At 46.9% G+C, this 12,028-nt stretch carries 12 protein-coding genes; 2 read left to right on the top strand and 10 right to left on the bottom strand.

Annotated elements, in window-relative coordinates:
- Positions 1-552: 552 nt before the first annotated feature.
- From glnA to PO771_RS11440, 6 genes are all read right to left on the bottom strand, one after another.
- The gene (glnA, locus tag PO771_RS11415) at positions 553-1,884 is read right to left on the bottom strand and encodes a type I glutamate--ammonia ligase (RefSeq protein ID WP_272559795.1); all 1,332 of its coding nucleotides are present in this window, start codon (positions 1,882-1,884) and stop codon (positions 553-555) included.
- 66 nt (positions 1,885-1,950) lie between these two features.
- A complete protein-coding gene (locus PO771_RS11420) occupies positions 1,951-2,361 on the bottom strand; it encodes a MerR family transcriptional regulator (protein ID WP_272559796.1) in 411 nt (136 codons plus the stop codon).
- A gap of 105 nt (positions 2,362-2,466) precedes the next feature.
- Positions 2,467-3,735 (bottom strand): methionine gamma-lyase family protein, encoded by a 1,269-nt coding sequence (locus PO771_RS11425; protein WP_272559797.1) that lies wholly within the window; start codon positions 3,733-3,735, stop codon positions 2,467-2,469.
- 18 nt (positions 3,736-3,753) lie between these two features.
- On the bottom strand, positions 3,754-5,076 hold the full coding sequence (gene hflX, locus PO771_RS11430) for a GTPase HflX (RefSeq protein ID WP_422664941.1): 1,323 nt from the start codon (positions 5,074-5,076) through the stop codon (positions 3,754-3,756).
- A gap of 626 nt (positions 5,077-5,702) precedes the next feature.
- Positions 5,703-5,891 (bottom strand): hypothetical protein, encoded by a 189-nt coding sequence (locus PO771_RS11435; protein WP_272559798.1) that lies wholly within the window; start codon positions 5,889-5,891, stop codon positions 5,703-5,705.
- A 180-nt stretch (positions 5,892-6,071) separates the two neighbouring features.
- Positions 6,072-6,611 (bottom strand): DUF1572 domain-containing protein, encoded by a 540-nt coding sequence (locus PO771_RS11440; RefSeq protein WP_272559800.1) that lies wholly within the window; start codon positions 6,609-6,611, stop codon positions 6,072-6,074.
- A 175-nt stretch (positions 6,612-6,786) separates the two neighbouring features.
- On the opposite strand from PO771_RS11440, the gene PO771_RS11445 reads away from it, so the two are divergent.
- Positions 6,787-7,524: an SIMPL domain-containing protein gene (locus tag PO771_RS11445; protein ID WP_272559802.1), complete on the top strand. Its 738-nt coding sequence runs from the start codon at positions 6,787-6,789 to the stop codon at positions 7,522-7,524.
- A gap of 50 nt (positions 7,525-7,574) precedes the next feature.
- On the opposite strand, the gene PO771_RS11450 is transcribed toward PO771_RS11445, so the two are convergent.
- The 3 genes from PO771_RS11450 to PO771_RS11460 all read right to left on the bottom strand — a co-directional run bounded on the left by PO771_RS11450 (position 7,575) and on the right by PO771_RS11460 (position 9,812).
- Positions 7,575-7,757: a hypothetical protein gene (locus PO771_RS11450; protein WP_272559804.1), complete on the bottom strand. Its 183-nt coding sequence runs from the start codon at positions 7,755-7,757 to the stop codon at positions 7,575-7,577.
- A gap of 71 nt (positions 7,758-7,828) precedes the next feature.
- The gene (locus PO771_RS11455; RefSeq protein WP_272563148.1) at positions 7,829-8,734 is read right to left on the bottom strand and encodes a chemotaxis protein; all 906 of its coding nucleotides are present in this window, start codon (positions 8,732-8,734) and stop codon (positions 7,829-7,831) included.
- A gap of 145 nt (positions 8,735-8,879) precedes the next feature.
- Positions 8,880-9,812, bottom strand: a complete 933-nt coding sequence (locus PO771_RS11460) for an AAA family ATPase (RefSeq protein ID WP_272559805.1) — start codon at positions 9,810-9,812, stop codon at positions 8,880-8,882.
- A 191-nt stretch (positions 9,813-10,003) separates the two neighbouring features.
- Between PO771_RS11460 and PO771_RS11465 the strand changes: the two genes are divergently transcribed.
- Positions 10,004-10,720, top strand: coding sequence for a CAP domain-containing protein (locus PO771_RS11465; RefSeq protein ID WP_272559806.1), 717 nt, complete (start codon positions 10,004-10,006; stop codon positions 10,718-10,720).
- Positions 10,721-11,473: 753 nt separating this feature from the next.
- Here PO771_RS11465 and PO771_RS11470 read toward each other — a convergent pair.
- Entirely contained in the window at positions 11,474-11,917 is a 444-nt protein-coding gene (locus PO771_RS11470; RefSeq protein ID WP_272559807.1) for a hypothetical protein, read from the bottom strand.
- Positions 11,918-12,028 lie beyond the last annotated feature (111 nt).

Genomic DNA, 12,028 nt, shown 5'->3' on the forward strand with positions numbered 1-12,028 from the left:
GGAGTAGATACCCGAAATTCACTCAGCTTTTTGATACGACTTTATAAGTTTTAGGTCAGCTTTATAAGCTTTGGGAGGAGTTTATTTGGTTGTTACATGTAACCATAAAAATAATTGTTCCCTGCCCGTGTTGCTTTCCCTGATAAAAGAAAAAGCATGAATGAAATCAGGTGTTTAAACCTGCTTTTACCCATTCTTGAGAGAACAACTTTATTTATCCAGGGAAGGAGTTACTTTGCTGAGGAACAATTATTTCTTGCGATAACACGAGTATTTTTCACTCTTATATAAATTACTGAGCAATCTAACTTGGTTACCGACTTTAATGTCAAGCAACATCTGCTCTATATAGAAAAGTCCTAATTACTCTATAGTTAAACTTTTAGCTATATTCCGTGGTCGGTCAACACTTAATATCCATACTAAATATACATAAAAACATCCAGTCTTGATTAAGACTGGATGTTTTGTGAGTTTGAAGCATAACCTTGCCGTTTGTATTTTGAAGCATAACCCTGCCAAAGCGGCAAGGTTATGGGTTAAGGAACAAGATTAGTAATTCATGTACTGCTCGCGCTCCCATGCGTGAACAGTTGTGCGGAACATATCCCACTCGATTTCTTTCGCTTCTACAAAGTGCTCAAGCGCATGTTCACCAATTGCTGCACATACTACTTCATCTTTCAGCAGCTCTTGAATCGCTTCTTTCAGCGTAGCTGGCAGACTTGCGATACCAGCCTCTTCACGTTCTGCTTCGTTCATAACATAGATGTTGCGGTCAACTGATGCCGGAGCTGGCAGTTTGTTCTCTACGCCGTCAAGACCTGAAGCAAGCAGAACAGCCAGTGCGAGGTACGGGTTCGCAGCCGGGTCCGGATTACGAACTTCAATACGAGTGCTCAGGCCACGGGAAGCCGGGATTCGGACAAGCGGGCTGCGGTTTTTCGCAGACCATGCCACGTAGCACGGAGCTTCATAGCCCGGTACAAGACGCTTGTAGGAGTTTACAGTCGGATTCGTGATCGCTGCAAATCCACGAGCGTGCTTGATAATACCAGCCAGGAAGTGCATCGCTGTTTCACTCAAGCCAAGCTCAGTAGACGGATCTTCGAATACGTTTTTGCCCTTAGCGAAGAGGGAGAGGTTGCAGTGCATACCGGAACCATTAATACCGAACAACGGTTTCGGCATGAACGTTGCATGCAGACCGTGTTTGCGTGCAATTGTTTTAACAACAAGTTTGAATGTTTGGATCTGGTCAGCTGCTTCTACTGCATCCGCATATTTGAAGTCAATTTCGTGCTGACCTGGTGCTACTTCATGGTGAGATGCTTCCATATGGAATCCCATTTGCTCAAGCGTCAGTACGATATCACGACGGCAGTTCTCACCGAGGTCAAGTGGTGCGAAGTCAAAATATCCACCTTGGTCGTTCAGTTCTGTAGTCGGCTGGCCTTTTTCATCCAGTTTGAAGAGGAAGAATTCTGGCTCTGGTCCAATGTTGAACTGATCGTAACCGAGTTCTCCTGCTCTTTTGAGGGAAGCTTTCAGAACTTGACGCGGGTCACCCATGAATGGTTTGCCATCCGGTGTGAATACATCACAGATAAAGCGAGCAACTTTTCCACCTTCTGTAATCCATGGGAATACCACGAATGTGTTGATGTCTGGATACAGGTACATATCAGATTCTTCAATGCGAACGAAACCTTCAATTGAAGAACCGTCAAACATCATTTTGTTATCCAGTGCTTTTTCCAGCTGGCTTGACGGAATCTCAACATTCTTGATTGTACCGAGCAAATCTGTGAATTGAAGACGAATGTATTTTACATTTTCTTCTTCAACCAAACGATAGATGTCATCTTTTGTGTACTTTGCCATCTCCAAACAGCCTCCTTAAGTCTCTCCCTCACTGCTGAGGAAACTCCATTGTGATTTATTGTAATATTAATGGAAGAAGCGGGATAGCTCCCCCCGGTTAAGCGGTGTGTGCCCAGGTCGGTTCGCATGTGTAATCATCTGCTGCTTTAACAGCTCGCGCAACTGACGGTTCGTCAATTCCTTGCGCTTCTCTTCTGTCTTCTCATTGATGATCGTCGCATCAGACATGCCCGTTTCCTTCATTGCTAGCACCTGTTTGATGCCTGCAATATTGAGCCCTTTCTCAAGCAGGGATTTAATCTCTAGCAAGCGGTCTACATCATTAAAGGAAAACAATCGCTGATTACCCTTAGTGCGCGCAGGCTCTATTAATTCTTGCTGTTCGTAATATCGAATCTGCCGGGCCGTAAGCTCTGTAAGCTGCATTACGATCCCGATCGGAAAAAGAGCCATATTGCGGCGAAGCTCATCGTTCATTTTCTTACTCCTTTCGCCGGTTTGATCTCCTTGCTCCTGAAACTTATTTTACACGTGTCAGCTTTCCTCGTCAATACGTGTGAGGTAACTTTACATGTATTTTTTTTAGATTTTACACAATCTTTTCTCAATCATCTCATTCAGTGCCGTTAATACTCCTACTTTGACATGAGAAGCTGTTAAGCCCCCCTGAACAAAGCCAAGATATGGCGGGCGTACGGGACCATCTGCCGACAGTTCGATGCTTGCCCCTTGAATGAACGTACCGGCAGCCATAATAACCGGGTCCAAGTAACCTGGCATAGCACCAGGCTGCGGAACAACATGTGAATCAACCGGAGATGCTTTCTGAATGCCCTGACAAAAAGCAATCAACCCTTCTGCTGTACCAAACTCAACGGATTGAATCAGATCGGTACGCGGCGCATCCCAGCGCGGATTCGTTTTAAATCCAAGAACCTCCAGCATACCAGCTGTGAATACCGCGCCTTTCAGCGCTTCTCCAACAACATGAGGTGCTAAGAAAAATCCTTGGAACATCTCCAGCGTGCCGTACAGAGTCGAGCCAACTTCTGCTCCAATTCCCGGAGCGGTCATGCGATAGGATGCCATCTCAACTAAGTCAGCACGCCCAACGATGTAGCCACCGCTTTTCGCCAGGCCGCCACCTGGGTTCTTAATGAGGGAACCCGCCATAATGTCAGCACCCGCTTCGAGCGGTTCACGAGCTTCCGTGAACTCGCCGTAACAGTTATCGACGAATACAATCAGGTCCGAACGAATGCCTTTAACGAATTCGATCATCTCTTCGATTTGGGATACGGTAAACGATGGGCGATCCGCATAGCCGCGCGAACGCTGAATACCGATTACTTTTGTGCGGTCTGTGATCGCGTGCGCAATCGCTTCCCGGTCGATTTCTCCAGTTGCCAATAGCGGAATGGATTGATAGCCTACACCGTACTCTTTGAGAGAGCCTTTGCCTGTACCGCGAACACCAACAATTTCTTCAAGCGTGTCATACGGCGCACCTGTGATGTAGATCAGTTCATCATTCGGACGCAAAAGACCGAACAGCGCAATCGCAATGGCGTGAGTACCACTCAGGATATGGCTGCGTACAAGGGCGGCTTCCCCACCGAATACGGTGGCGTATACTTTTTCAAGTGTTTCCCGTCCCATATCGTCATAGCCGTAGCCTGTCGATGGTGCAAAATGAAAGTCACTGACTTGATGCTTTTGGAACGCTTTCAATACTTTGAATTGGTTAAAATCAGCCATTTTCTCAATTTCGCGCAAGCGCGGCTGAATCATCTCTTCGACCTGCGCAACGTAAGGGGACAATGCTTCCCCGTGTGGTAAATACGAAAACACGTGTATCTCTCCCGACTTCTAGATAATATAGTGCGACAGTTCACGGGATACTTGTCCAAGATTACTTCCGCGAACTTCCATATGATAATGCATGCCGTCTTCGCTTACTTCTTCTTTCAGCACGTGCATGTGACGATGCAAGAGAGCGTGCAAATCACCCCGTGCAATCGGGATACGCAGCACATACCGGCTATGCTGCTTATTAATCTCTTCTTCGATTTTGACAAGCAGACGACTCATGTCTTCCTTGCGATAAGCGGATACATACATCGCCTCCCCGGACGTCGGCAGCACCGGACGCTCGGATACTTGATCCATCTTGTTAAACAATGTAAGACGCGGAATGGAAAGTGCATCGAGCTCACCTAGCACTTCGTCCACAACTTCCATATGAATCCCCGCCTCTGGATGCGAGGCATCCACAACTTGAATGATGAGGTCTGCCTCGGCTGCTTCTTCCAGTGTCGAGCGGAATGCAGCAACGAGCTGATGCGGCAAGTCTTGAATGAAACCAACGGTATCAGTTACGACAATGTCCTCTCCACCCGGAAGCGTCACTCGACGCGCAGTCGGGTCAAGTGTGGCGAATAGCTGGTTCTCTTCGAGTACACCGGCATCCGTCAGGCGATTGAGAACCGTTGATTTCCCTGCATTTGTATAGCCGACAAGCGCCACCTGAAATACATCGTTTTTCTTCCGACGTTCCCGGTGCAGCTGACGATGGCGTTTTACTTCATCGAGATGCGCTTCAATTTCACTGATGCGGCGGCGGATGTGACGGCGGTCGCTCTCAAGCTTCGTCTCCCCCGGTCCACGCGTCCCGATTCCCGCACCGAGACGAGACAGTTCGGCCCCTTTACCGGTCAAGCGCGGCAGGCGGTAATTCAGTTGAGCCAGTTCCACCTGCAGCTTGCCTTCCCGCGAACGAGCACGCTGGGCAAAAATGTCCAGAATAAGCTGGGTGCGATCAATGACCTTGCACGGAATGACACCTTCGAGATTGCGCACCTGCATCGGGGTTAGTTCATCATTGAAAATGACCAAATCTGCCTCAAGCTGCTCGACCATCCGATTCAGCTCATCCACTTTCCCTTTTCCGATGTACAGGCGTGCATCGACATAATCCCGCCCCTGCGTTAGCACACCGGCCACTTCAGCCTGCGCGGTTTGCGTCAGTTCTTCAAGTTCATCCATCGATAGGGCAAACCGACGTTCATCACTGCCCTTCTTATAATATCCAACCAGAACGGCACGCTCTGTTTTTTGTTCATCAACAATATGTATGGCGAACGCCCTCCTTTTCCTTCTTATCTTACCAAATGTGGGGGGAAAATACGACAAACTACAAAAAAGAGCTTGAAGGGTTGGAGGCTCCCCAACGTGTAGTGGAGGAGCGGAGAAGGCAGGCGTCTATCACTTCGGTACGCTTACAAAGAAGCGAATCAAGGCCGCTTCAGGGACCTGACACACTCGCCCATAAAAGGGCAGGATGTTAATCATAGAAGTGTTATGGGCAAAAGCCCGTGCGTCCGCTCCCTTCCGCTTGGTAGCGCGTACAGGCGTTCCGTGACGCCTGCCTTCTCCACTCCTACCCACGTTTGGGCAGTTAACGATCAAGCATTTTTATAGCTTGGCTTCGCGGTTTTTATTTTTTGAATCCCAACTTTGTTGGGATGAGAGAAGAGAGAAGCAAGAGAGCGTCTGTACGCGCTACCGAGCGGAAGGAGGACGGCGAACGAGGTTTTGCCCGCAATCCTTCCATGAAGAAGCATCCCTGTCCCCTTTTTGCGGGCACGTTCGCTGTTCTCCTGGAGCGGCCTTGATTCGCTTCCCTGCAAAGCGTACCTGAGCGAACGGCTTCTCTCTTCTCTCATTCCACCACCAAAGCCCCTCGATTCCAAAAAAATAAAAAAGGAGCCCCTCCGTTGACTCACGGACAGCTCCTGTCTACCGCATAAGCGGCCTATTTATGTATGATCATCACGGTCGGATGCAGGGGTCCACTGAAAGACGTAATCCGGCGTTGTTTTTTTCAATATCACACGTTCTCCCTTTACCTCACATTCCACTCGACCAAAGCCTAAAAGCTCATGAATCTCTGGAGGTAATAGGATTTGTCCATCTTCCGCTACACGGCATACAAATCGCTTATTCACCTGCTCTCCCCCTTCCTTTTTCCATTATATAACGCATCAATAGAATTGCCTATCGGAACTTTATTCCTATAAGGGTATCTCCAAAAACGAAAATTTTGTATGCTATGGACCGTCCGATCATGCTACCTTATGGGAACAGAACTGGCTCACAAGTCATGAGTCAGCTTCATTTTTAGTCTCTCATTTTTGTTTATGTTGTTTAAGCATATCTTCTAAGTATTCTAGAGACTTTCCTTTAGGAACACTTAAAGAAGACCAGTTTTCATTTTTAATTTGCTTACCAATGTAAACGATTTGCCCAATGTGGTATGAATAGTGGGAAACCTGCCTTTGTATAGCTTTTATAACAGAGTGAGCTTCGCCACGAATATAAATTGTTTTTAACAGATCATCCTCTGTTAGGCTGTGCAAGGTAGCAAAGAGAATCCCCCATCCATCCTCCCACGCTTGAAGAAGAGCTTTTTTGGTGGAGTATCCTTCTTCAAATTCATTATCTCGGTTTCTATTAGGCTTTTCACCATCTGTTGTTAGGAAGTCCGTCCATCTTGAAATCATATTTCCACTGATATGTTTAATGATAATAGCGATACTGTTTGACTCGCTCGTCGGAGACCAATGTAATTCTTCGATGTCCAACTGAGAAATGATTTTCTCCCCTAAATCCTTGATACTTTTGAAGTTAGCAATGACACATTCTAAGTATTCATTTTGAATGCTCATTTTCCCTTCCCCCTTTTTAATAACCTATCAATAAAATTATACAAAAAAAGGGAATATCCTTCTTAGAGAATTAATGCAAGCACCCAATGACATGTAACAATTATGCAACTTATCGGATCAGGAAGGCGTCTAGAAAGAGACTTATCTGAAAGCAAGAAAGGGGACTCACCAAACTATGAACCAGAAAAAATTAGGAAAAGCGCTGCTATGCGTGCCACTTCTCAGCGCCTGGCTGCTCACTTACACACCAGCTTCTGCACACGCGGAATCGACTACTGCCGTAGCACACACGATCACAGTAACAGGTAAAGGAGAAATTCGCGTTAAGCCAGATACTGCTTATATTCAACTCGGACTTACCACTACCGGAAAAACAGCACGGGAAGCCCAGCAAAAAAATGCAACTGAGTTCCAAAACATCCGCAAGACATTAGCAGCATTCAAAATTGCAGAAGCAGACATTCAAACTGTTCGTTATTCCACCTCCCCTGATTACTCGTGGGACAACAACAAACAAACGTTAAAAGGATATCAGGTAGAACAAATCATTTCCATCAAATACCGGGATCTAAATCGCGTCGGAGAACTGCTTGATCAGGCTACTGCGGCAGGTGCGAACCGGATTGACAATGTGACATTTACATCAGAGAAGCTCGATACGTACCGCATGGATGCGACCGACCGAGCAATTGACAATGCTCGACTGAAAGCAGACCGCATGGCAGCCCGTGCCGGGGTCAAAATCAATACAGTCCTTGCGATCAGCGATGGCTCCACGCCATCGGTCATATATCCTCTCCGAGACACAATAAGTGTGGGGTCTAGTATGAAAAGTCCAGCTGAATCATCCAGCCAGCTATCACCAGGCGAGCTTGTTATCGAAGACTACGTTACCGTTACATACGGCTACTAAAAAAAGCGGTCCCTCTCGCCATGTTTTGGCTTTGGGACCGCTTCTTCTTTTTACTGACATTCATCCTGACGAAGCCCTGCACGTTCTTCTGCCTCAGCCATCGACACCATACTTGTACGCGGTTTTTGACCGGTCAGCGGAATCTGGCCATCCCGTCCAAACTGATCCAGATCACTCGGATGACTGCGCGGATGCTGCTTATCAAGCGCCTGTTGCTTATTCTTATCGGACATACACATGCACCCCTTACTGTTTTCGAAGATGCAGTTAGTATGATCCAAACACGAATTTCTTATTGCTCCAATTACAGAATAAGCTTGTCAATTACTTTCACTAGATGCACAATCTCCGGCTTGCTCACCTGAGCATTTGCACCGACTTGTTCCCCCTTATGTCGCAGGTCATCTGTAATAAGCGAGGAGAAAATAACAACCGGAAGCTTGCGCAAGTCCTTATGCTCTTTAATTCGTTTTGTCAAATGATGACCATCCATCTTCGGCATCTCAATGTCGGTAATCACAAGGCTCACATGATCAGTCACTTCATCACCTGTACGCACAACATGCTCGAGATAATTCCACGCCTCATTCCCATCCTGACAAATCTCAATATGTACATACCCGGCTTCATGCAACGTTTCTTCAATTAATTTGCGCAAAATCGCAGAATCTTCCGCAAGTAAAATACGCTTCGTACTCTTATTACGTTCCCCTAATTCTTTCAACTGACCAACATTGATGCCGGACTCTGGACTAATATCTACCACGATTTTCTCAAAATCGAGCAGCAGAATAAACCGTTCGCCCATTTTCACAACACCCGTTGTGCTGTTTTCTACACCGCGTGCAAGCTCTGACGGCTTCTCAATTTGTTCCCACGAAATACGATGAATACGCGATACGGAATGGACGTAGAATGCCACCTTCATCTGATTGAGCTCAGCGATAATAAGCTTATCCTGCTCCGGGTGATCAGATGGCGGATATCCAAGTGCCTGTGCTAGGTTAATAACAGATAGCACTTCCCCACGCAGTTGAATAATCCCCATGACATGCGGATGAATTTTTGGCGTGCGCGTTACCGGAACTGGATTGATAACTTCGCGTACTTTAATAACATTAATACCAAAGGTATCTCCTCCGATACCAAATTCAATAATTTCCAGTTCATTCGTACCGCTCTCCAGCAAAATTCCTTTTTTATCATCAATTGCCATCTCAAACGGCCCCTTTCGTTATATCCCTACAGTGAGAAGAAGAAATATATTCCCTTGAGTCTATAGTACCGTATTTTCTATGTTTTACGCTAGATGGTAAACAAAAGAAAAATGCGCACGATCTTAAATAACCGCACGCTTACTCCTGTTCAAAGTCTTCGGCTTTTAACTCCATCAGCACCTCTTTATCTACCTGTAGAGCCGCATGATCGGTAACAATGCGAATCGCCTGCTGGCGAATCGCTTTTTCGATCACATTGCGCACGTAGCGGGCGTTACTAAAATGATTTTTCCCATTTTCCCGTTCGCGGGCAAGCATCCGGCGCAGTAGGTATCGCGAATCACTTGCTAGATAATATGCTTGTTCGTCACACATTGTATCGGCAATGTCTAAAAGCTGGTTCAGTGTATAATCTGGAAAATCAAGCTGAATCGGAAAGCGGGAAGGCAGGCCTGGATTCGATGATAAAAACGTATCCATTTCCTCGTTATAACCGGCTAAAATCACAATCAACTGTTTCCGGTCATCCTCGAGACTTTTAATTAATGTATCAATACACTCTTTACCAAAGTCTTTCTCTCCGCCTCGTACAAGTGAATACGCTTCATCAATAAACAAAACACCGCCGATCGCTTTTTTGATCACGTCCCGTGTTCTCGAAGCTGTATGTCCAATATATTCCCCGACAAGATCAGCCCGCTCCACTTCCACCAGGTGACCTTTTTCGAGAATGCCCATGTCTTTGAACAGCTTACCGAGAATGCGGGCTACGGTTGTTTTACCGGTTCCCGGATTTCCACGAAACAACATATGAAACATATGAGGTGCATTATGCAGTCCCTGCTCTTCCCGGAGCTTACGGATCGTTAAGAATGCATAAATTTCGTACACGAGCTTTTTCACTTCTTCGAGGCCAACAAGACTCTCCAGCTCTTTTAACGCACCTGATTCATTTTCGAGCGATTTTTCCATGCGTGAACTTATGATTTGCTCCCGGTTGCGGGCAGGCTGCGTTTCATTGCGGAATACAACTTTAATCTGATTACCACTTATGTGTCCTGTCGCTTTCATTCTCTCACCCCGCATGCTTAGCTTCTATTCACTGTATGCCAGAGAACAAGAAATTAGTTGCGGACAAGCTGAATTTTTCGCATCGTGATTCCATATGAAATAATTACCACGCATATACATCGGAATTGTATGTTACGATGGAACAGGTTCAGACGAGCCACTAAATTTATCGCAACAGGAGTGATGACACGATGAAAAAATGGATCGCAGCATCTGTACTGTGCACATCCTTACTCGGGTTCAACATGGCAGCTACAGAAGCAGCCACTACATGCCCAAACTCAGGTCAGGCAGAAAAGTTTACTGTAGTAAAAGGTCTGACATCATACAATAACGCTGATTTACAAGCGCTATTGAGCCAATATTTCAAGAATTGCAAATTCGTAAGCACTGTTCAGCCGACTACAGGTGTAAAACCAGCTCAACCAACTGTAACTACACCGCCGAAACAGCCGACTACACCGACAAATAATCAACCAAGTCAACCAGCAACTAAGCCGACTACACCAGCTGCTCCCGTGCAAGGACTGACAGCTGATGAGCAGCAAATGCTTGATCTTGTCAATAAGGAGCGCACGCAGCGCGGACTTGCTCCGCTCAAAGCTAATCTCGAATTAACAAAGCTTGCGCGTTTAAAAGCACAAGATATGATCGATAAAAACTATTTCAGCCACCAGTCTCCGACATACGGCTCACCATTCGATATGATGAACCGTTTTGGAGTCTCCTACCGTACTGCTGGTGAAAACATTGCCGGTAACTCCTCTGTTACAGCAGCACACACAGCACTGATGAATTCAGCAGGACACCGTGCGAACATCCTGAACACCGCTTACACAGAAGTAGGTATCGGGATTGTGAAGGGCGGACCGTACGGCGAAATGTTTGTGCAAATGTTTAAAGGCTAAGCTATCTAAACAAAACGAGGCTGTCCCGAAGCCAGAAAGTGGCGAACGGGACAGCTTTTTTCTTGGTGGATGATTTCTCCAAATTGTGGTGGAGGAGCCGGGATCGGGCGGGGCCTCGTCACTTCGGTACGCTCGCTACGAAGTTAAGGCTGTCCGCTCCAGGTGCCAGACGAACTCGCCCACAAAAGAGGACCCACGATGTATTCGCATCGAGGGATTGTGGGCAAAAACCCGTTCGCCTGACTCCTTCCGCTGGGGATCGCGTACAGGCGTTCCGTTGCCCCGCCCGATCCCGCTCCTAACACACTTTGGATAAAAATCATCAAGCAAAATCAAGAGTCCCAGTCTTGCTATGCAGGTAAAAAATAAGGAAGTGGTCTTGCGAAAAGCCAGTGGCTACCGAGAAAATTCATTCTGGCGTCGCATGTTTTTTGTAAAACAAAACGTTGTGCGGGGAGTGGGAGAAGGGAGGAGCACGAGCGCCTGTACGCGTCTACTCAGCGGAGAGAGACCGGCGAACGAGCTTTTGCCCGCAATCCTTCGGTGAATCAACATCGTCGGCTTTTCTTTGCGGGCACGTTCGCTGGGCTCTCGGAGCGGACAGCCTCCACTTCCCTGCAAGTGTACCGAAGCGAACGGCTCCTCCCTTCTCCCACTCCCTCACCACCACACGTTGTCGATATTACAAAAAGGCTACCCTGTTGCCATGTTTTGGCTTGGGGATAGCCTCTTTAGTTTGAGCTGCGGCTGTCGTCAAAACGTAGCAGCCGGTTCAGATGGCTTGATTGTAATCGTAAAGTTGATTTTCGTATTCGGATACGCACGCCCGTTATTCTGCACAAGCTCAGCGGAAAATGTATGTGCACCCGGCGTTAAATCCGCCGTATCAAAACGATTGTTGTATACCGAGGTCGTCTGGTTATCGACCATGACCCGGACATACCCCTGCCCGGAACGATTGGACTGCTTCTCTCCCGGTTTTACAAACGTAAAATTACGGGTCAAAAATGTCAAATTAACGCTTGCCCCCTCAATAGAATGAGAAACAGCAAGCGAAGGTGGCTGGGCCAATACCTCCCGCGTTTCTACCTCCTGAGGCTCGGACCCAGGCGATTTTGCACGAAATGTTCCACATCCGGAACATAGAACTACCACAGTAACTACGAAAAGTAACGTGCGCACCAGATTGATCATCATGTATTTCATCTCCTGTCTTTGGTATGCCACTTCTTTACACAGCATAGACAAATGAGATGGACACAATACGTGCTACTACATAGAAAAAACCGACACGCAGACAAAGCTGCA

The sequence above is a fragment of the Aneurinibacillus uraniidurans genome, from assembly GCF_028471905.1.
GTDB lineage: Bacteria > Bacillota > Bacilli > Aneurinibacillales > Aneurinibacillaceae > Aneurinibacillus > Aneurinibacillus uraniidurans.